Genomic DNA, 21,150 nt, shown 5'->3' on the forward strand with positions numbered 1-21,150 from the left:
GTCTATGTCTTCACGTCGTACTGTTGTTGCCTCCTGCATTTTTATCGGAACCACGCTTGCCACGCTGAGCTTTGCGTTTCCGGCGCTGGCTAAAGATGCCGTGTTGAAATCGGCAAAGACCATGCCCGAGTTGATCAAGGCGTCATCGCCTGCAGACTGGCGTGCGCTGAATCCGGAAAACACCTTGTATCTGGAATTGGAAAAAGGCCGTGTCGTGATCGAGCTGGCACCGGATTTCGCTCCGCAACATGCGGCGAATATCAAGACGCTGATACGCGAAGGCTATTTCGATGGTTTAGCCATTGTGCGTTCACAGGAAAATTATGTCGTGCAATGGGCGGACCCGGATGAAAAGCGCGAACTGAAGACCGCGAAAAAAAATCTGGAGCCGGAATTTACAGTACCTTATTCCTCACGATTGCCATTCACCCGCTTGCCGGATGCAGATGGTTATGCGCCGCAGGTGGGACATGTGAATGGCTTTGCCGCAGGCAGAGATCCTAAGACGGGCAAAGCGTGGCTGGCACATTGTTATGCCAGCGTTGGTGTCGCACGCGGGAATGAATCGAATAGCGGCAGCGGCACATCTTTGTATGTGGTGACCGGTCATGCGCCACGTCAGTTAGACAGAAATATCACGGTAGTCGGGCGCGTCATGCAGGGCATGGAATTGCTGACCACGCTGCCACGCGGCACAGGTACTCTGGGCTTTTATGAAAAGCCGGAACAGCGCACACCGATCGTCGCGATGAAAGTGGCTGCTGATGTGCCGGAAGCAGAACGCAGCAAACTGGAAATCATTCGTACTGAATCTGCGACGTTTAAAGCGATTGTCGCAGCGCAGAGAAATCGCGGCGGTGAATGGTATAAAGTCCCTGCCGGATATATAGATTTATGCAATGTGCCTTTACCGGTAAGGCAGCAAAAAAACTGAAAAAGTACTGAAGTTTTTCTTGCTGTTGAACTGTTTCAGTCAGTATCCACAAATAAAAAAAGCACATTCAATGTGCTTTTTTTATTGAGAGGAAAAATTCACTCTGGCATTACTGAATTTTTTCTGTCTTATTTTCTGTCACCGCACCCGCCGGTTTTCTGAGTGCATCCAGACCTGGCGGGTTGGCATTGAACCACAGCCACCCAGTATCGATTGCACGATGTCTGAGGCTCCATTGATTGAAACTGGCACGTACAAGTATCACAGACAATAAGCAGATAGACAGCGCGCAGACAAGTCCGAAGGCGTATAACAGGACTTTCCAGTACGGCACACCAGGTACTGCACTTTGCACAAACATCAGAATAATGCCTGTGAGTGCGAACAGACAAATCAGGGACTTGCTCAGGGTAGATTGCAATCGCAGCACGTTGATACTCCTTACGTTAGTTGAACAAACTTAGTTCTCAATTCCCGGGAAAAATTTAACGATCAACAGAGGCATCAATTTACCCAAGATGAGAAAAAAACCTGAGCTTGCGCCCATCAATAAAATACTTAAAGCCATTTGCGCGCCGCCAGCCGAAGGGGGAATATACGAACGTATCACGAACCAGCATATTCCAGACATCGACAGACTAAGAATGCCGATTGTTAGTTGAAACCATTTGCGAAGTTCGATTGGCATTGATTTTTCCATGGTGGGAATTTTCATTTGAAATGCAGCTAAGTCAGCTTATATCAGTAGTATCAATAAAACAAGTGCAAAAAGTCCTGACTATTTCATATATTGATCATTCATCGCATCCAGAGTTTTATCCTTTTTCATTTCTTCCATAGCTTTGTTGAAGGCGACGATGATCCTGGAATAATCCTTTTTCTTATTGAATGCCAGATAGCTAGGGACAGATTCAACACTGGGACTCAGTTCTCTGACTTTGTCCGCTACGCCCGCTTTTTTGGCGGCGCTCAGAAATACATCCCGATAACTCGGTGCCAGGTCAAAGCGTTCTGCTGCCAGCATCTTGACTAAGGAATCTATGCTGATCGTTTTGCTGACCTTATTCCACGCACCTGTATTGATCATGCCATCAATTTTTTCGCCGTAACTGGTGCTCTGAATGACGCCGATTTTTACCGGTGCTAATTTTGATAAGTCGCCGTCAAACTGGATCGTGGAATTTGTGCGAACGAACAGCGCTTCAACCTGGGTCATGACGGGTATGGCGGTGAAACTTAGAAATGCTTCCCGCTCGGGGGATTTGAATGAAGAAAATACGCCATCAACGGTGCCATCGCGCGCTTCTGAAAGGCAACGCGCCCACGGCTTTAATTCTATTCTGATTGGATAGCCAGCACGGCGGAACGCCTCGGTCACGATATCAACCAATAGCCCCGCAGGTTTGCCATTTTCCATGTAGGCCGTTGGCCTGCTATCTGCCGCGGCCAGAACCAGCGTCTCGGCCTTTGCTGTGCGGATTGCGGAAACAGCGAGCAAGGAAATAAAAAAAATCGCCAGAAGCCGGTGCGTCCATTTTGCATTGGTATCAGTTTTCTGATGCATCTGACGGCGCTCCTCAGTGGCTAAGGATCTGGTTTGGTCTGACAAAAAAATGCGCAGGCATCTATCAAACCACAGAGACAGACAGCATTTGTCGACGGTTTTTAATATAACTTTTGAAACATCCTACCTCAAAAAAAAGCTTGATCGATTTTATTGATGGAACGGAACGGGCAGGCGTATCGGCGTCAGTACGTCTGCCCGCAAGAGCGTTTGCATTGATGTGTGTAGTATCACTGCGCCGGATTATGGCTCTCCGCGTGGATTTTTTCTATCGCGGCAATCAGCTCATCGCTGAGTTCGACTTCGTAAGCATCAATATTTTCTTTGAGTTGTTTCAGGCTGGTCGCACCGATAATGGTGCTGGCGACGAACCAACGTGAATAACACCAGGCGAGCGCGAGCTGGGTTGGCGTCAGGCCATTCGCGCGTGCCAGATCGGCGTAGCGTTTTGCCGTTTCTAATACCAACGGACGGGTGTAACGCGGGCTCCAGCTGGGCGGGAACAAGGTTAGCCGACCATGCGCATTCAGGTCATCGGCATATTTGCCAGTCAGTTGACCGAATGCCAGCGGGCTGTAGGCGAGCAGGCCGATATTTTCGCGGAAGCAGGTTTCATCCAGCCCCTGTTCATAGGCGCGGTTCATCAGGTGATAAGCATTCTGTATCGAAGCGATGCGTGGGGCATTTTGTTTTTCTGCCTGATGGATAAATTCGCTGACACCCCAGGAGGTTTCATTCGAGACGCCGATGGCGCGGATTTTTCCTGCTTTGACCAGTTCATCCAATACGCTCAGTGTCTCTGCAATCGCGGTATGCGGGCGTTCCAGCGCCGGGTCAAATTGTTTTTGTCCGAAGATAGGCGCGTTACGACTCGGCCAGTGCAATTGATATAAATCGATGTAATCGGTCTGCAGTCGCTTGAGGCTGGCATCAACTGCGGCGCGGATATTGGCTGCATTCAGATCATTGTGGCCGTTACGTATCCAAGGCATGCCACGGGCAGGCCCCGCGACTTTGGTGGCGAGAATAATATCGCGGCGTTTGCCGGATTTTTTGAGCCAGCTGCCGATGTATTGTTCAGTTTTTCCTTGCGTTTCGGCGCGCGGCATGACCGGATACATTTCTGCGGTATCGATAAAATTGATGCCACGTCCGATGGCGTAATCGAGCTGGCTGTGCGCCTCGGCTTCGGTGTTTTGTTCACCGAATGTCATGGTGCCGAGGCAGATTTTGGATACTTTTAAATCACTGTTGCCGAGGTGTGTTGTTTGCATTTTTTCTCTCAACGATCATTCATCAAACATTGTTCCTGCATTTTTAAATTAATACGAGCGTACGTTGTGCAACGCTGCGGCGCATTCCCTGATCAGCGACGGGCCTTGATAAATCAGGCCGGAATACAGTTGTACAAGTGACGCGCCTGCCTGTATTTTTGTCACTGCATCCTCGCCGGAGAAAATGCCGCCGACGCCGATGATGGGCAATTCTTCACCGAGTTCTGCTTTCAGTGCGCGGATTACGCGATTCGATAATTCAAACACGGGTTTGCCAGATAAACCGCCAGCTTCTTCTGCATGGGGCAGACCTTGCACCGCATCGCGGGTGATCGTGGTATTGGTGGCGATGACGCCATCCATCTTGTGACGCAACAGCGCATCGGCGATGGTTTTGATTTGCTCGGCATCGATATCCGGTGCAATTTTCAGCGCCACCGGCACATAGCGTTTGTGCAGATCGGCCAGGCGTTGCTGCGCATCCTTGAGTTGCGACAGCAGACTATCTAACTCACCGGCACCTTGCAACTGGCGTAGATTTTTGGTGTTTGGTGAAGAAATATTCACCGTCACATAACTCGCGTACGGATACACTTTTTGCAGGCAGTGCAGATAATCTTCGGCGGCACGTTCTATCGGCGTGTCGGCGTTTTTGCCGATGTTCAGGCCGAGCACGCCTTGCTTTTCCTGATAAAAGCGCGATGACTGCACATTGTTGACGAATGCATCAACGCCGCCGTTGTTGAATCCCATACGGTTGATGATCGCTTCTGCTTTTGGCAGGCGGAACATGCGTGGCTGCGGGTTACCCGGTTGCGCACGCGGCGTGACGGTGCCGATTTCTATCGAGCCAAAACCGAGCGCGGCGAGGCCGTCGATGTAGGCTCCGTCTTTATCCAACCCCGCCGCCAGCCCGACAGGATTCGGGAAATGCACCCCCATGACAGTACGCACATCGGCGGCGGGTTTGCTGATTAAGCCGCCAAGACCGAGATGGCAGAGTCCGCGCAGTGCAGGCAAGGCAAAGTGGTGGGCGGCTTCCGGTTCCATTGCGAACAGTAGCGGACGTGCCAGCGAGTAAAGTAAGTTATTTGCCATGATATTTATAAAAAATGGGGGGTATATAAGAAAAAAGCCGAATTGTCAGCGTAAATAGTGGGCTTTAAAAAATACTGGGGGGAGTATATTTGAGCTGTTTTTCCGCATTTTGATGTGTTTTCAGATGATTCTCAGACTGATTACGCCGCCAGCGTTTGCCATTGTCCATGCATCAGCGCGTCAAGCGGCCTGAAATTGGTTTTGTAAGCCATCTTGGCGCTGGCGGCAATCCAGTAGCCAAGGTAAACATAGGGCAGTTTTAATTCTTTGCTCTGCCGTATTTGCCACAAGACGTTGTAGGTGCCATACGAGGCGGCTGCTTCATCCGGCTCAAAAAACGTGTAGACAGATGACAAGCCGTCGCTCAGTACATCGATGATGCTGACCATTTTCAGTACATGGTGTTCATCGCGGAATTCAACCAGTCGTGTATTGACCCGGCTTTGCAACAAAAACTGCGCGTACTGTTCACGGCTGTCCGTATCCATGCCGCCGCCAGCATGACGCTGATTCTGGTAGCGCTGATACAGTTCATAGTGCTCGTGCGAATACGCGAGTGTCGTGACGCGCGGTACCAGGTTGGCGTGTTTTTTCCACGCCCGGCGCTGGCTGCGGTTTTCGTTGAACTCATCGACCCGCACTCTGACTGGGGTACAGGCATTGCAGGTATCGCAATACGGCCGGTAAATAAAAATACCGCTACGCCGGAAACCTTTTCTGACCAGTTCTGAATACGTGTCTGCATTGATCAGATGCGCCGGCGTTGCTACTTGCGAACGCGCCTCCAGTCCTTCCAGATAGCTGCAAGGGTAGGGCGCGGTTGCATAAAACTGTATGCTGGCAAAAGGAAGTTCGTTGAGTTGCGTCACGGTGATTTACTTTGCTGTCATTGATATAGCGCCCTCAGCGGTTGCCATTCCTCGATCATCGGTTGTGTGGTTGCCTGTGCTATCCATCGGATAAAGTCGGCACGGGCGATAGGTTTCGCGCCCAGTGAAGCCAGGTGCGCTGTCTCTTGCTGGCAGTCTATCATTTTCACCCCGTGTTCACGTAAGAAAAATACCAGATGACTCAGCGCAATTTTGGAGGCATTCGATACCCGCGCAAACATCGATTCACCATAAAACATGCGACCGATGCAAACGCCGTAAGCACCGCCGACTAGCTCGCCATCGAGCCAGACTTCGGATGAATGTGCATAGCCTAGCTGATGCAGGCCGCAGTAGCCCGCCACGATGTCTTCGGAAATCCAGGTGCCGTTGCCATCTTTGCGCGGTGCCGCACAGGCGCGCATGACTTGTTCAAAGGCTGAGTCAAAACGAATTTCCCAGCGGGTATCGGTACGGATTTTTTTTAAGCTCTTTTTCAGACTGTCTGAAATCCTGAAGTCAGACGTTTGCAGCACCATGCGCGGGTCGGTGGACCACCATAATATGGGCTGGCCTTCAGAAAACCACGGGAAAATACCTTGTTTGTATGCCAATAAAAGGCGTTGCGGCGACAGATCGGCACCTGCCGCGAGCAGACCCGCAGCACCATCGCGATCAGTGAGTGCCGTTGCAGCATCTGGAAAGGGCGATTCCGCTTCTAACCAGGGAATCATTGTGATCCTTTCTGGTGTTGCACTAAATCAGCGCTTTTTATGAGTGCAAAATGCCTGTGCATGGTGCGTGTTAAATTGATATTATCCATAAAATTCAATAACTTAATGTGTTTGCACCAAATTGGAATATTTATTGCTTTATCTGTGTGAAACTAATTAAGAAGTGCACACTTAAGGGGAGGTATCAGCATGAACGTACAAATAGATGGCGCCAATGCTTTGTTTATTTTGCTTGGTGCAATCATGATTCTAGCAATGCATGCGGGATTTGCGTTTCTGGAGTTAGGTACCGTGCGTAAAAAAAACCAGGTCAATGCGCTGGTGAAGATTATTGTCGATTTTGCGGTATCGACGATTGCTTATTTCTTTGTCGGTTACAGCATTGCTTATGGTATCCAGTTTTATTCTGGCGCCGAAGTGCTGGTGGCAAAAAATGGTTTTGAGTTGGTGAAATTTTTCTTTTTACTGACCTTTGCGGCGGCGATACCGGCGATTATTTCCGGTGGTATCGCTGAACGCGCCAAGTTTTATCCGCAATTGATTGCGACTGCGGTACTGGTTGGTGTTTTATATCCTCTGTTTGAAGGCATTGCCTGGAATCATCGCTTTGGCATCCAAGACTGGCTGAAAGCGGCTTTTTCTGAAGAGTTCCATGATTTTGCCGGTTCTGTGGTGGTGCATGCTTTTGGCGGATGGGTCGCGTTGCCTGCTGTGTTGCTGCTTGGCGCGCGTCGTGGCCGGTATATGAAAAATGGTGCGATTGCCGCGCATCCGCCTTCCAGTATTCCGTTTCTGGCGCTGGGCGCGTGGATATTAACGGTGGGCTGGTTCGGCTTCAACGTCATGAGCGCACAGACGCTGGATAAGATGAATGGCCTGGTGGCGATTAATTCCCTGATGGCGATGGTGGGCGGTACGCTGGTCGCTTTGCTGATGGGGAAAAATGATCCCGGCTTTGTGTATAACGGCCCACTGGCTGGGCTGGTCGCAGTTTGCGCAGGCTCTGATCTGATGCATCCTTTGGGGGCGTTGATCACTGGCGGTGTGGCCGGTGCGATTTTTGTCTGGATGTTTACCTGGACGCAAAATAAGTGGAAGGTGGATGATGTGCTCGGCGTCTGGCCTTTGCATGGCTTGTGCGGCGCGTGGGGCGGAATTGCTGCCGGAATTTTTGGTCAGAAAATGCTGGGTGGGCTGGGCGGCGTCAGTTTATTGTCGCAAGTCTTTGGTACCGTGCTCGGCATTGTGATTGCGTTTTCCGGTGGTTATGCGATTTACGGTTTGCTGAAAAAAACTATGGGCATACGTCTGGATCCTGAGCAGGAATTTGAAGGTGCCGATTTGTCGATCCATAAAATTTCATCGACGGCAGAGCGCGAATCCAGTTGGTGATTTCGGTTAAAACTCATTCAGAAAACTGCTGAACGTCGATAAGCATCATGGTGTGCAGTCAATAAAAAAGGGTGGAAATTCCACCCTTTTTTATTCCGTTTCATTTTTATCCCGGTTTATTGTTCAGCCTTCTTGCTGCATAGGTTTAAAGATGTCATGAGCGTAGAGTCGATAACATTCGCCCTTCTGCGTACGGCGATAGTTTTCAAAGAAAAATTTCAGGGTGTAACTGATGGTGGGGAAGGCAATATCATCCCAGGGAATTTCTTTTTCGGAAAACAGTTGCACGGCTAGACTTTCAACTCCAGCCGCATAATTCAGATCGAGTAAAGTGGCACGATAAAACAGGTGCACTTGATGCACGTGTGGCACATTCAGAATAGAAAATAAGTCATGCAACTGGATATTGGCACCGGCCTCTTCCTCGGTTTCTCTTTGTGCGGCCTGAGCAGTGGTTTCATTGTTTTCCATGAATCCGGCCGGTAAGGTCCAGTAGCCATAGCGCGGCGCAATCGCCCGTTTGCACAGCAGAATTTTTAATTCACCGTTCTCTTCCCATACCGGAATTGAGCCAACGACCATCTTGGGGTTTTGATAGTGAATAGCGCCGCAAGACGTGCAGACGAAACGTTCACGGGTATCGTCAGCGGGTATCTTCAGCTCGACGGGGGCCGCGCAGTCGGAACAGAATTTCATGGTGAATGGCGAAAAAATTAAGCAATCTCAGCAGTGTATCAATTCATCGTGCGTTTGGCGTGCTTTGGCCGGTAATTGAAATCGCATGGCGAAAGATTTGCGCAAAGCAGCAAAAACGTGTATAGTCTATCTCTTCAGACGCGGGGTGGAGCAGTCTGGCAGCTCGTCGGGCTCATAACCCGAAGGTCGTAGGTTCAAATCCTGCCCCCGCAACCAGAATTACAAAAAAGCCGCGTTATTACGTGGCTTTTTTTACTTTGAACGATGATTTATTTTTGATTGTCTTCCTGAATCTGGACTACAATCTAGCATCTACTAATTTGATGGGTTGGACGTGCAGATTTGCGTCCTGAAAATACACCCTGATCTGGCCCGCTTGATGGGCGTCGACACCTGAATGGGTTGCGACAAAATTAAATGCATAAAGGTGTGGGTTGAAGCTGGTTAGTTCATGCTTCGTCCTACTGTATGACATCTATTAAACCCGTGTAATTATATTTGCATGAATACTGCTGAGGCAAAGCGAGTCCTCGAAACAGCCTTGTTATGCGCGCTTGAGCCGCTGACGGTGAATTCTATGAAGAAGCTGTTTCAGGAAACTGACGATCAAGGTGATGTGGTTGGTGTTGATACCATCAAGTCGATGCTGGAAGATTTGCGTCTCGATTGGTCGGATAAAGGCATAGAGCTGGTCGGTCTGTCGAATGGCTGGCGTTTTCAGAGTCGTCCTGAAATGCGCGCCTATATCGATCGGCTGAATCCTGAGAAACCGCCCAAATACTCAAGAGCAACGATGGAAACCCTGGCCATTATCGCTTATCGCCAACCTGTGACGAGGGGGGATATCGAGGAAATTCGCGGTGTGACTGTTGCGTCGCAAATGATCAAGGCACTGGAAGATCGTTGTTGGATTGAGGTGATTGGTCATCGCGACGTTCCGGGGCGACCAGCATTGTTCGCAACGACCAAGCAGTTTTTAAGTGATCTTGGTCTGGCCTCGCTGGATCAGTTGCCACCTTTGCAGCAAATTACCAAGGATGCGTCGGAGGACTCTGTTGAGTTATCCGTGGCTGAGCCTGTATTGAGTGGTCTTGCGGAGCAGTTGAGCGCAGGTGTGCAAGAGAGTCTAAGTTTGATGCAGTCCTCTTCTGATGAGATTGCGTCTGAGTGGGAAGTTGGCGGCGACGTCGTTGATGTTGAGCTTTCTGCTGTTGGAAAATTAAGTGATCAGGCTGCCGAAGAGTCGGTGCCAGATATGGAACCGGGTGCTGATCAGCTTCAGCAGCCTCAAATAGAATTAAAGAATGAATCCAATGAATCCTGAAGATGTGAAAGCCGATCAGACGCAAAGCGATGCTGATAATGGGAAGCAAGTGAAGCGCGGCGTGCGCGGTCCTCGCAATATGCGCAGAACGCGTGCCAAGTCTGATGTTGCTGCGCCGGTCGATGCGACTGGATCTGGAGGTGCTGAGTTTGGCGCTGCTACGCCTGATGCTGGTGAACGTCCGGCTCGTACGCCAAACCAGAATCGTCAGCGCAAGCCGCGCGCCGATCGTCCTGATGGTGGGCAGTCGTCTTCGCGCGCTGAACGTCCTCCTCGTGAAGCTGGTGCAGGTGTGCGCGGTAATGGGCGTCGTCCACAGCAGGCGAAAGGTGGTCGTCGTGATGCCGCGACTCCGGATGATGTATTTTCATTTGTCACTTCTGAGGCGTTTGATGCGGATGTCACTGAGGATGATAAATCGAAGGGCAGGGGGCGCAACGCTAAGCCTGTGCGTCGCGACTTGACTGCTGATGATGATGCGCCGAAGTTGCACAAGGTGTTGGCGGAGGCGGGTCTTGGTTCGCGTCGCGATATGGAGGATCTGATTGTTGCCGGGCGTGTTTCAGTTAATGGCGAGCCCGCGCATATTGGTCAGCGAATTTTGCCAACAGATCAGGTGCGTATCAATGGTAAGCCGATTATGCGCAAAGTGAGTAAAAAGCCGCCGCGCGTCCTGATTTACCATAAGCCTGCCGGTGAAATTGTCAGTACGAATGACCCGGAGGGGCGCAATTCGGTATTTGAAAGTCTGCCGACGATGAAGGTTGGTAAGTGGTTGGCGGTCGGTCGCCTGGATTACAACACGGAAGGGTTGTTGTTATTTACAACCTCTGGTGATCTGGCGAACCGTCTGATGCATCCTCGTTATGGCATCGAGCGCGAATACGCCGTGCGTACCCTGGGTGAGTTGGAAGAGGGCATGCGTCAGCGTTTGCTGGCAGGTGTTGAGCTGGAAGATGGCTTGGCGCAATTCTCCAAAATCACTGATGGTGGTGGCGAAGGTGTGAATAAGTGGTATCGGGTGATTATTGGTGAGGGGCGTAATCGTGAGGTGCGCCGCATGTTTGAGGCGGTTGGCCTGACTGTTTCGCGTCTGATTCGTACTCGTTATGGTGCGATGACATTGCCTGCTAATCTGAAGCGTGGCCGTTGGGAAGAGTTAGGTGAGGATGCGGTGCGTAGTCTGCTGAAATTAAGCGGGCTCGAAAAAACGGCTTCTGATAAGCCTGCGGTAAAAAGTGGTAAAACCTATGGCAATAAAGTGCCGTTTGGTGTAACACCTTTTACGCAAAAACAACCGTCTTTCCCTATGTCTGGTGGGCGCGGTGAATATAGTGCAGGGCGTGGCGGCAACGCAAATGGCAATAAGTCTGGCGGTGCTGGCAACTACGGAAATGGTGCCGGAGGTGCTAATAAACGCAGCAGACAACCTGATCCACTGCAAACAGCGCTGGGATTTCCTGATGCTGGTCAGCAGCGACGCGGGCCGACAGCCAGAGGAAGTGGACAGGCGATAGGGCAAGGGATTGCGGCACGCAGACGTTCGCGTGGTGCTTGATTTTGTGGTACGAGTTGTCGTGGTTTTACCCTGTTTTCCATTGCGACGGGGTAAATAATCGTTTATAATCTGGCAGTTAGTAGATTATGCCTGATATGTTGTTTGACTCGGGTTCTACGAAAAAAGATGGGCAGTTGCCCATTTTTTTTTGGTCTTATCGTTTGATATGCCTGAGTTTTCGTATGTGTACAGGTTTGTGACTTTCGGAGAATAGTTTGGTTTTGTTGGATTTAATAGAGAAGACTGTCAACGGCACTGGATATGATCTGGTGGATTTTGAGCAGGCTGAACGTGGCTTGTTCAGAGTGTACATCGATTTTTTACCGGACGACATTGAGAAGGGCAATATCACAGTCGAAGATTGTGAGAAAGTCAGTCATCAATTGTCGCATGTGTTGACGGTTGAAAATGTTAATTACAATCGTCTGGAAGTGTCTTCGCCAGGCCTCGACAGGCCGCTGAAGAAACTTGCGGATTATGTGCGTTTTGCGGGTGAAAAAGCGACAGTAAAATTACGTATGCCTTTGCCCGGTACGCCAAACCGTAAAACTTTCGAAGGCATATTACATGAGCCTGAAGGTGATAATCTGAAGCTGGAATTTGAAGTAAAAGATGGGTCGGCTCTGCTGGAGTTTTCGCTCGCCGATGTGGATAAGGCACACCTGGTGCCACAAGTGGATTTTAGGAGTCGCAAAGCATGAGTCGTGATTTGTTGTTATTGGTTGATGTGCTGGCACGCGAAAAAAATGTCGATGAAGAAGTTGTTTTCGGCGCGCTCGAGCATGCTTTGGCGCAAGCGACAAAAAAGCGTTTTCCAGGTGAAGTAGATATTCGCGTTGAAATTGATCGCGACACTGGTGAGTTTCGCTCGTTCCGCCGCTGGCATGTGGTTCCTGATGAGGCTGGCTTGCAGCTGCCAGATCAGGAAATTCTGCATTTCGAAGCGGTCGAAGATGACGCTGAAATTCAGATTGGTGACTATATCGAAGAAGAAATCGAATCCGTTGATTTCGGGCGCCGTTTTGCACAAGATACTAAGCAAGTGGTATTGCAGCGCATCCGTGATGCTGAGCGTGAACAAATTCTGGCGGACTTCCTTGAACGCGGCGATTCTCTTGTTACCGGTACGATTAAACGTATGGAGCGTGGTGACGCGGTGGTTGAGTCTGGTAAAATTGAGGCTCGCCTGCCACGCGATCAGATGATTCCTAAGGAAAATCTGCGTGTTGGTGATCGTGTCCGTGCATATATTTTGCGTATTGATCGCAATGCTCGCGGACCACAGGTGATCTTATCCCGTACAGCACCCGAATTCATCATGAAATTGTTTGAGCTGGAAGTGCCCGAAATTGAACAGGGTTCTCTGGTAATCAAGTCTGCAGCTCGCGACCCAGGTGTTCGCGCGAAAATCGCTGTTTATACTGCCGATAAACGTATTGATCCTATTGGTACCTGCGTTGGTATGCGTGGTTCTCGCGTGCAGGCTGTGACTGGTGAGCTCGGCGGCGAGCGCGTTGATATCGTGTTGTGGTCCGAAGATCCAGCTCAATTTGTCATTGGTGCATTGGCGCCGGCGAATGTGTCGTCCATCATGGTAGACGAAGATAAGCATGGTATGGATGTGGTGGTTGACGAAGAAAATCTTGCGATTGCCATAGGCCGTAGCGGTCAGAATGTACGTCTCGCAGCTGAATTGACTGGCTGGCAAATTAATATCATGACAGCAGAAGAATCTGCCAACAAAGCAGAGCAGGAAACTGCCGGTATCCGTGCTTTGTTCATGGAAAAACTGGATGTTGATCAGGAAGTTGCTGAAATTCTGGTGGAAGAAGGATTCTCCAGTCTGGAAGAGATCGCTTATGTGCCTATCACTGAAATGCTGGAAATTGAAGCATTTGACGAAGATACGGTTACTGAATTGCGTAACCGTGCACGTGATGCGCTTTTGACGGAAGCGATCGCTTCTGAAGAAGGCCTGGAAGGCATGGATGATGAACTGATCAACCTCGAAGGCATGACACGTGTGACCGCTGGCAAGCTGGGACTGGCTGGCATCAAGACACTGGCAGCTTTTGCTGGTTTGGCATACGACGAATTTGGCGCGATTTTGGCATTGTCTGCCGACCGTTCACGCCATTTAATTAAAGAAGCATTTGAAGATGTGACCGATGATGAGATGAAACTCATCGACGCTAAATATGATGATCAGGCCAAGGCTTTGTTAGCCAATGCCTGGAAACTCGTAGAAGCAAAGTAATTCACGGGTTTCATATTCATAACGCGCACATAGAAAAAGAGGACTGAATGGCGAGTAACAACGTTGCCCAATTTGCCACCGAGCTGAAAATGTCAGCGGATTTGTTGCTCACGCAATTGCGTGGGGCAGGTGTCGAAAAAAATTCGACGTCAGATTCATTGACAAAAGAAGATAAAGACCGATTGCTGGAACATTTGCGTCGTTCGCATGGATCTTCGGTTGACATTGAAAAGAAAAAAATCACTGTGACTCGTAAAGAGACAACGGAGATTAAGCAGGCGGATGCTACAGGCAAATCTCGCACCATTCAGGTTGAAGTTCGTAAGAAGCGTACGTTCGTCAAACGCGATGAAGTGGTCGCGGATGACGCGGCGGCGCGGACTGTAGCAGAGCCTGAAGAGCCAGCGGTCAGCGAGGAAGATGCGCGTCGCGAGGCTGAGTTGATTGCACGACAAGAAGCTGAGCTGCGTGAAAAGCAGGAGCGACTTGCTAAGCTGGAAGCCGAAAAAGAAGCGCAGGCAAAAGCAATGCGTGAAGCGGCTGAAGCTGAAGCGGCAAAAGCGGCGGCAGATCAATTGAAGGCAGAACAAGCGGCGGCGGCAGCTGCAGCAGCAAAAACTGTGGAAGTGAAGCCTTCCCAGTCAGATGAAGAGAAAAAACGTTTGGACGCAGAAGAAGCAAAGAAAAAAACTGCCTTAGAAGCAAAAGAGGCGGCTGATCGTGCAGCAGCAACAGAAAAAGCAAGAAAAGCAGTGGCTGACGAAGTTGCGCAGATCAAAGAAATGATGAATGCAGCGCGTCGGCCTGTGAAGGCCGCACCGCCTGCGCCTGCAGTTGCCCCTAAGGCTGAAGGTACTTTGCATAAGCCTGCCGATAAAAAAGCCGGCGATAAAAAGCCAGTTGCGGCAAGTGCAGACAAAAAAGACGAGAAAAAACCGGCTGTTGGTGATAAGAAAGCGATTAAATCCGCGAATGTATCTTCAACCTGGCAGGAAGATTCTAAAAAACGTAGCGGCGGTCTGAAAACCCGCGGTGATACTTCCGGTGGTCGCGACGGCTGGAAAGGCGGTCCTAAAGGACGCCGTAACAGTCATCATGAAGAGCGTGAATCGAACTTCCAGGTACCTGTCGAAGCGATTGTGAAAGATGTGTTTGTACCTGAAACACTGACAGTGGCGGAGTTAGCGCACAAGATGTCTGTGAAGGCATCTGAAGTCATTAAACATTTGATGAAATTAGGTCAGATGTGCACGATTAACCAGGTGCTCGATCAGGAAACCGCAATGATTCTGGTTGAGGAAATGGGGCATAAAGCATTTGCTGCAAAACTCGATGATCCGGAAGCACTGCTGACGGATGTTGCTGAACACGCTGAGTACGAGTCCTTCCCGCGCGCGCCGGTAGTGACGGTAATGGGTCACGTCGATCACGGTAAAACATCGTTGCTGGATTATATTCGTCGCGCCAAAGTGGCGTCTGGCGAAGCCGGTGGTATTACACAGCACATTGGTGCCTACCACGTTGAAACTCCGCGTGGCATGATCACTTTCCTCGATACGCCGGGCCATGAAGCATTTACTGCGATGCGTGCACGTGGTGCACAAGCGACCGATATCGTGATTCTGGTGGTGGCGGCCGATGATGGCGTGATGCCGCAAACAAAAGAAGCGATTGCACATGCAAAAGCGGCTGGCGTGCCACTCGTTGTTGCTATCAATAAAATTGATAAACCGGGTGGCAATGCAGATCGCGTGACTCAAGAACTGATCGCTGAAAGCGTCGTTCCAGAAGAATACGGTGGCGATTCACCGTTCGTCCAGGTGTCTGCAAAAACCGGTCTGGGCATAGACTCACTGCTGGAAAACGTTTTGCTGCAAGCGGAAGTGTTGGAATTGAAAGCGCCGAAAGATGCGCCAGCCAAAGGTTTGGTTGTTGAAGCACGTCTGGATAAAGGTCGCGGTACGGTTGCAACTATTCTGGTGCAGTCCGGTACTCTGAAACGTGGTGATGTTGTGTTGGCAGGCTCTTCTTATGGTCGTGTCCGTGCGATGTTGGATGAGAATGGTGTCAATATCACTGAAGCCGGTCCATCGATTCCTGTAGAAATTCAGGGGCTGACAGAGGTACCAGCGGCTGGTGAAGAAGTCATGGTGATGGTGGATGAGCGCAAAGCACGTGAAATTGCTTTGTTCCGCCAAGGTAAATTCCGTGATGTTAAACTGGCTAAGCAACAGGCCGCTAAACTCGAAAACATGTTTGAAAACATGGGCGAGGGCGAAGTTAAAAACCTGCCTATCATCGTCAAAACCGACGTACAAGGTTCCCAGGAAGCTCTGGTTCAGTCTTTGCAGAAATTGTCTACCAGCGAAGTGCGTGTACAGGTTGTACACGCGGCAGTTGGCGGCATCTCTGAAAATGACGTCAATCTGGCGGTTGCTTCTAAGGCCGTTATTATTGGCTTTAACACACGCGCCGACGCGTCTGCACGTAAGCTGGCCGAGTCGAATGGTGTAGATATTCGCTACTACAACATCATTTACGATGCTGTCGATGAAGTGAAAGCGGCCTTGTCTGGCATGCTGGCTCCGGAAAAACGCGAGCAGATCATCGGTATGGTTGAAGTTAAACAGGTATTCCTGGTCAGCAAAGTCGGCGCTATCGCAGGCTGTCTGGTCACTGATGGCGTGGTCAAGCGTACGTCGTCAGTTCGTCTGTTGCGTAACAACGTCGTGACCTGGACTGGTGAGCTGGATTCCCTGAAGCGTTACAAAGATGACGCTAAAGAAGTTCGCGCTGGTATGGAGTGTGGTTTGTCGCTGAAAGGCTATAACGACATTCAGGTTGGCGATAACCTAGAAATATTTGAAGTACAGGAAATTGCACGTACTCTGTAATTCAAGCCAACCCCGGCCAAGGCCGGGGTTGTAGTTTATAGAGGCAAAAAAATAATTTATGGCAAAACATAGTAAAAATATACCGGGACGTGGTTTGCGCGTTGCTGATCAGATCCAGAAAGATCTGGCTGAAATTATCTGGTCTGAGTTAAAAGACCCGCGCGTCGGCATGATCACGCTGACGGAAGTGCAGCTCACGCCCGATTACGCACACGCAAAAATTTTCTTCACGACCTTGGCAGATGATGCTGTCGCAATCAAAGCAACCAATGATGCGCTGACACGTGCCGCTGGTTTCCTGCGAGCCCAATTGGGTTTGCGTTTGCATATCCACACTCTGCCGCAATTGCACTTCATCCACGACACCTCCACAATACGTGGCATGGCCATGTCTAAGCTGATTGATGAAGCGAATGCCACTCGCGCTAAAGACGACGGCGAAAACTGATCTCTGACCGGAGTTCGCTCCGGTTTTCCAGGCTTATGACAACTCAGATTAAAAAACGTCCCCGTGTTCCTGTGCACGGCGTCTTGCTATTGGATAAACCGGTTGGCTTTTCCAGTAATGACGCATTGATAAAAGCAAAGCGCTTTCTGAATGCGATGAAGGCAGGTCACACTGGCACGCTGGATCCATTTGCAACCGGCTTACTGCCTTTGTGTTTTGGTGAAGCGACCAAATTTTCGCAGGATTTGCTGGAAGCGGATAAAACGTATACGACAGTTGTGCATCTTGGCATTACTACCACGACCGGTGATACTGAAGGCGATGTGCTTGAGACGAAAAGCGTTGATGTCACTGAAGAGCAGATACGGCAGGTGTTGGCACAATTCACAGGCCCGATTGCGCAAGTTCCTCCTATGTATTCGGCACTGAAGCGTGATGGCAAGCCTTTGTATGAGTATGCGCGGGCGGGCGTCACACTGGAACGCGAAGCGCGCAATGTGGTGATTCATGAGTTGGAATTTCTTGGCTATGATGCTCCGTTGCTCAGCCTGAAAGTGAAGTGCAGCAAAGGGACGTATGTCCGCGTACTGGGTGAGGATATCGGTGCTGCGCTCGGATGCGGTGCGCATTTGAAAGAATTGCGCCGTATTCAGGTCGGCCATCTGGTATTAGAGAAATCGATTACGCTGGACTATCTCGAGTCTCTGCCTGAAGAACAGCGACTGGCTTTGCTTGATCCGGTGGATGCTTTGCTATCCAGTTTTCCTGCAGTGCATTTGAATGAAGAATTAGCCGTACGTTTTCTGCATGGACAACGGCTGGCGCTCGGCAAAGAAGCCGTTAAGCTGCCGCAAATGACTGGCAGAGTCCGTGTGTATCGGGACACTGACGGGAAATTACTGGGTTCTGCTCAGCTACAGGAATTCGGTATTCTTGCACCGGAGCGCCTGATTAATACGCAGGAATAATATTTATCCGCACAAAGGAATGATCTGATGATGTTGTGCGGCAGGCGTGATGGATGCCTGAAGTGCCTATCATCATTTCCGTTGTCATCGCTTTGTAGCAACTCCTTGAAATAATAGGCGTTTTATGCTTTTGCGTTGCAGCATGTTATAATCGTCGGTTATCCGATTTACCCCAAATGAACGTTACCATGTCCACTACAAAACGCGCTATTCGTAACATCGCCATTATCGCTCACGTCGATCACGGCAAAACCACACTGGTTGACCAATTATTGCGTCAATCCGGTACTTTCCGCGAAAACCAACAGGTCGATTCCCGCGTGATGGATTCGAATGATATCGAAAAAGAACGTGGTATCACGATTCTGTCCAAAAACTGCGCAGTGGAATACAAAGGCACGCACATCAACATCGTTGATACCCCGGGCCATGCTGACTTTGGTGGTGAAGTGGAACGTGTATTGTCCATGGTTGACAGCGTTTTGTTGCTGGTGGATGCGCAAGAAGGCCCAATGCCACAAACACGTTTTGTAACACGTAAAGCACTCGCGCTGGGTCTGAAACCTATCGTCGTTGTGAACAAGATCGACCGTGAAAATGCTGATCCGCAAAAAGCAGTTAACGCGACTTTCGAATTGTTCGACAAGCTCGGCGCAACTGACGAACAACTGGATTTCCCGATTGTCTATGCATCAGGTTTCAAAGGTTATGCAGGTCTGGAAGACACAGTGCGTGACGGTAACATGGAGCCATTGTTTGATGCGATCCTGAAACACGTTCCTGCGCGTGAAGATGATCCGAATGGCCCGTTGCAATTGCAAATCACGTCGCTGGAATACTCGTCTTATGTTGGTAAGATCGGCGTTGGCCGTATCCTGCGCGGCAAAGTTAAAGCCTTGCAAGATGTTGTCTGGATGAACGGTCCTGACGACAAGCCAACGAAGGCACGTATCAATCAAGTACTGACTTTCAAAGGTCTGGATCGCGTACAAGTGGATGAAGCACTGGCTGGCGATATCGTGCTGATCAATGGTATCGAAGAAATCGGTATCGGTTCGACTATCTGCGCGCCAGATGCGCCAGAAGGCTTGCCTATGCTGAAGATCGATGAGCCTACATTGACGATGAACTTCATGGTCAACAGCTCGCCGCTGGCTGGCCGCGAAGGTAAATTCGTGACAACACGTCAGATCCGCGATCGTCTGGAAAAGGAATTGAAATCGAACATGGCGTTGCGCGTTGTGCAGGCTGAAGGCGATGATTCCACATACGAAGTTTCTGGTCGTGGTGAGTTGCATCTGACGATTCTGATCGAAAACATGCGTCGTGAAGGTTTCGAGCTGGCCGTATCCCGTCCACGCGTCGTATTCAAAATGGTCGATGGCGTACGTCATGAGCCATACGAAAACCTGACCGTTGACGTTGAAGAAACGAACCAGGGTGGCGTGATGGAAGAATTGGGTCGTCGTCGTGGCGATCTACAAAACATGGAACCGGACGGTAAAGGTCGTGTGCGTCTGGAATACCGCATTCCAGCACGTGGTCTGATCGGCTTCCAGGGCGAATTCATGACATTGACACGTGGTACAGGTTTGATGAGCCACGTGTTTGATGACTACGCACCAGTGGATAACACCAAAGGCGAATTGGCTGGCCGTCGCAATGGCGTGTTGATTTCTCAGGATGACGGCGCTGCTGTTGCTTATGCGATCTGGAAACTGCAAGATCGCGGCCGTATGTTCGTCAGCCATAACGATCCAGTGTACGAAGGCATGATCATCGGTATCCATTCCCGTGACAATGACCTCGTGGTTAACCCGATCAAAGGCAAGCAATTGACCAACGTTCGTTCCTCCGGTACGGATGAAGCGGTACGTCTGGTACCACCAATTCAAATGTCTCTGGAATATGCGGTTGAGTTTATTGAAGATGACGAACTGGTGGAAGTAACACCGAAGAGCATCCGTTTGCGCAAGCGTTTCCTGAAAGAACACGAGCGTAAAAAAGCATCACGCGAAGCGTAATTGCTGAGGTATTCATGCGCTGAGGCGCATGAAGATCAACCCGTTTCGCTCTTGCCTCAGGTGGGAGTCAAACGGGTTTTTTGTTGAGCAGATAGTGCCGCCCAACGTTGATTCGCAGGGTGGCGAAAGTCATACATCATGACTGGTGCATGGCTGAATATATTGATAAGCAGGTAGGGAATGCCAAACAAGCTAAGCCACCGTGGCGCGGTGATTCTGATGATTGTGACCGCCACTTTGTGGAGCATTGCAGGTGTCTTTACGCGGCATCTGGATTCGGCAAAAGGATTTGAGGTCACCTTCTGGCGCAGTTTGTTTGCCGGCTTATTCGTGCTGGTGGCGATGTTGAAGCAATATGGCCGTGGATTTGTTCCCCGCCTGCGTTTACTTGGTAGGCTGGGATTTTTATCCGGTTGTATGTGGGCGACCATGTATTCCTGTTTCATGATCGCGATGACCATGACGACGGTGGCGAATACCTCGATTATGGAAAGCCTCGCGCCTTTATTTACCGCATTTCTGGCCTGGCTGATATTGCGCGAACGGATTCCGGCGCGCACATGGTGGGCGATTGCAGCGGCTTGCCTCGGCATGGGATGGATGTTTGCGGGCAGTTTGTCGGAGGTCGATTCGCGCGGTTTGCTTGGCATGCTGATTGCACTCGGCGTACCAGTGGCGGCCTCAGTGAATGTGGTCTTGCTGAAAAAAGGCGGCCATACCGTTGATCTGATTCCGGCAGTATTTCTTGGCGGTTCTATTTCCGCGCTGGTGATGCTGCCGTTTGCGTTGCCATTGCAGGCATCGTTGCATGATGTGGTGTTGCTGGCGATTCTGGGTTTCTTTCAGCTGGGTTTGCCGTGCATGCTGATGGTCAGAGCCTCTGCCAGCCTGACCGCGCCGGAAATTTCTTTGCTGTGTTTGCTGGAAGTATTGCTGGCGCCGATCTGGGCGTGGCTGGGTGCGGGCGAATTGCCTGCGCAGGCAACGATCACCGGTGGTGCGATTGTGTTGATAGCGCTGGTGTTGAATGAACTGGCATCGATGCGCGAGAGTTCATCCTGATCAGGCCTCTGGTTCCCGGTATTTGTGTCAGCTTATTGGTATATTTCTTAGTGT

19 protein-coding genes and 1 tRNA gene are annotated in these 21,150 nt (G+C 50.2%); 12 read left to right on the forward strand and 8 right to left on the reverse strand.

Translation table 11 applies throughout. The features are described from left to right. Positions 1–4: 4 nt before the first annotated feature. Complete coding sequence (locus H8K38_RS15160; protein WP_186885690.1) at positions 5–934, forward strand: peptidylprolyl isomerase; 930 nt, start codon at positions 5–7, stop codon at positions 932–934. 109 nt (positions 935–1,043) lie between these two features. Here H8K38_RS15160 and H8K38_RS15165 read toward each other — a convergent pair whose 3' ends face one another. From H8K38_RS15165 to aat, 7 genes are all read right to left on the reverse strand, one after another. Beyond that, positions 1,044–1,364 carry a hypothetical protein gene (locus tag H8K38_RS15165; protein ID WP_186885691.1) on the reverse strand — a complete coding sequence of 107 codons (321 nt, stop codon included), beginning with the start codon at positions 1,362–1,364 and terminating at the stop codon, positions 1,044–1,046. A 30-nt stretch (positions 1,365–1,394) separates the two neighbouring features. After that, positions 1,395–1,649, reverse strand: coding sequence for a hypothetical protein (locus tag H8K38_RS15170; protein WP_186885692.1), 255 nt, complete (start codon positions 1,647–1,649; stop codon positions 1,395–1,397). A 63-nt stretch (positions 1,650–1,712) separates the two neighbouring features. Continuing rightward, positions 1,713–2,498, reverse strand: a complete 786-nt coding sequence (locus H8K38_RS15175) for an ABC transporter substrate-binding protein (protein WP_186885693.1) — start codon at positions 2,496–2,498, stop codon at positions 1,713–1,715. 230 nt (positions 2,499–2,728) lie between these two features. Further along, positions 2,729–3,772 carry an aldo/keto reductase gene (locus H8K38_RS15180; RefSeq protein ID WP_186885694.1) on the reverse strand — a complete coding sequence of 348 codons (1,044 nt, stop codon included), beginning with the start codon at positions 3,770–3,772 and terminating at the stop codon, positions 2,729–2,731. Positions 3,773–3,820: 48 nt separating this feature from the next. Continuing rightward, positions 3,821–4,870, reverse strand: a complete 1,050-nt coding sequence (locus H8K38_RS15185) for a quinone-dependent dihydroorotate dehydrogenase (protein ID WP_186885695.1) — start codon at positions 4,868–4,870, stop codon at positions 3,821–3,823. A 140-nt stretch (positions 4,871–5,010) separates the two neighbouring features. Further along, positions 5,011–5,739, reverse strand: coding sequence for an arginyltransferase (locus tag H8K38_RS15190; protein ID WP_186885696.1), 729 nt, complete (start codon positions 5,737–5,739; stop codon positions 5,011–5,013). Between the two features lie 17 nt (positions 5,740–5,756). Further along, positions 5,757–6,473: a leucyl/phenylalanyl-tRNA--protein transferase gene (aat, locus tag H8K38_RS15195; RefSeq protein WP_186885697.1), complete on the reverse strand. Its 717-nt coding sequence runs from the start codon at positions 6,471–6,473 to the stop codon at positions 5,757–5,759. A 189-nt stretch (positions 6,474–6,662) separates the two neighbouring features. Here aat and H8K38_RS15200 point away from each other — a divergent pair, with 189 nt between their 5' ends. Beyond that, a complete protein-coding gene (locus H8K38_RS15200) occupies positions 6,663–7,865 on the forward strand; it encodes an ammonium transporter (RefSeq protein ID WP_186885698.1) in 1,203 nt (400 codons plus the stop codon). A 123-nt stretch (positions 7,866–7,988) separates the two neighbouring features. Here the strand turns inward: H8K38_RS15200 and H8K38_RS15205 are convergent, their stop codons facing one another. After that, complete coding sequence (locus H8K38_RS15205; protein ID WP_186885699.1) at positions 7,989–8,561, reverse strand: NUDIX hydrolase; 573 nt, start codon at positions 8,559–8,561, stop codon at positions 7,989–7,991. A 139-nt stretch (positions 8,562–8,700) separates the two neighbouring features. Here H8K38_RS15205 and H8K38_RS15210 point away from each other — a divergent pair. The 10 genes from H8K38_RS15210 to H8K38_RS15255 all read left to right on the forward strand — a co-directional run bounded on the left by H8K38_RS15210 (position 8,701) and on the right by H8K38_RS15255 (position 21,096). Further along, positions 8,701–8,777, forward strand: a tRNA-Met gene (locus tag H8K38_RS15210). Positions 8,778–9,063: 286 nt separating this feature from the next. After that, a complete protein-coding gene (gene scpB, locus H8K38_RS15215) occupies positions 9,064–9,885 on the forward strand; it encodes an SMC-Scp complex subunit ScpB (protein WP_186885700.1) in 822 nt (273 codons plus the stop codon). Next, positions 9,875–11,443 (forward strand): pseudouridine synthase, encoded by a 1,569-nt coding sequence (locus H8K38_RS15220; RefSeq protein ID WP_370587109.1) that lies wholly within the window; start codon positions 9,875–9,877, stop codon positions 11,441–11,443. Before scpB ends, H8K38_RS15220 begins: the two co-directional genes overlap by 11 nt. A gap of 215 nt (positions 11,444–11,658) precedes the next feature. Continuing rightward, positions 11,659–12,144: a ribosome maturation factor RimP gene (rimP, locus tag H8K38_RS15225; RefSeq protein WP_186885702.1), complete on the forward strand. Its 486-nt coding sequence runs from the start codon at positions 11,659–11,661 to the stop codon at positions 12,142–12,144. After that, positions 12,141–13,700, forward strand: coding sequence for a transcription termination factor NusA (gene nusA / locus H8K38_RS15230; RefSeq protein WP_186885703.1), 1,560 nt, complete (start codon positions 12,141–12,143; stop codon positions 13,698–13,700). The genes rimP and nusA overlap by 4 nt, the downstream gene beginning before the upstream one ends. A gap of 47 nt (positions 13,701–13,747) precedes the next feature. Further along, positions 13,748–16,594, forward strand: coding sequence for a translation initiation factor IF-2 (infB, locus tag H8K38_RS15235; RefSeq protein WP_186885704.1), 2,847 nt, complete (start codon positions 13,748–13,750; stop codon positions 16,592–16,594). A 58-nt stretch (positions 16,595–16,652) separates the two neighbouring features. Then, positions 16,653–17,042, forward strand: coding sequence for a 30S ribosome-binding factor RbfA (gene rbfA / locus H8K38_RS15240; protein ID WP_186885705.1), 390 nt, complete (start codon positions 16,653–16,655; stop codon positions 17,040–17,042). 35 nt (positions 17,043–17,077) lie between these two features. After that, complete coding sequence (gene truB / locus H8K38_RS15245; protein ID WP_186885706.1) at positions 17,078–18,010, forward strand: tRNA pseudouridine(55) synthase TruB; 933 nt, start codon at positions 17,078–17,080, stop codon at positions 18,008–18,010. A 188-nt stretch (positions 18,011–18,198) separates the two neighbouring features. Then, positions 18,199–20,034 (forward strand): translational GTPase TypA, encoded by a 1,836-nt coding sequence (gene typA, locus H8K38_RS15250; RefSeq protein WP_186885707.1) that lies wholly within the window; start codon positions 18,199–18,201, stop codon positions 20,032–20,034. Between the two features lie 180 nt (positions 20,035–20,214). Next, positions 20,215–21,096, forward strand: a complete 882-nt coding sequence (locus tag H8K38_RS15255; RefSeq protein ID WP_186885708.1) for a DMT family transporter — start codon at positions 20,215–20,217, stop codon at positions 21,094–21,096. Positions 21,097–21,150: the final 54 nt, after the last annotated feature.

It is taken from the genome of Undibacterium sp. FT79W (assembly GCF_014284215.1).
In the GTDB taxonomy this organism is placed as follows: domain Bacteria; phylum Pseudomonadota; class Gammaproteobacteria; order Burkholderiales; family Burkholderiaceae_D; genus Undibacterium; species Undibacterium aquatile.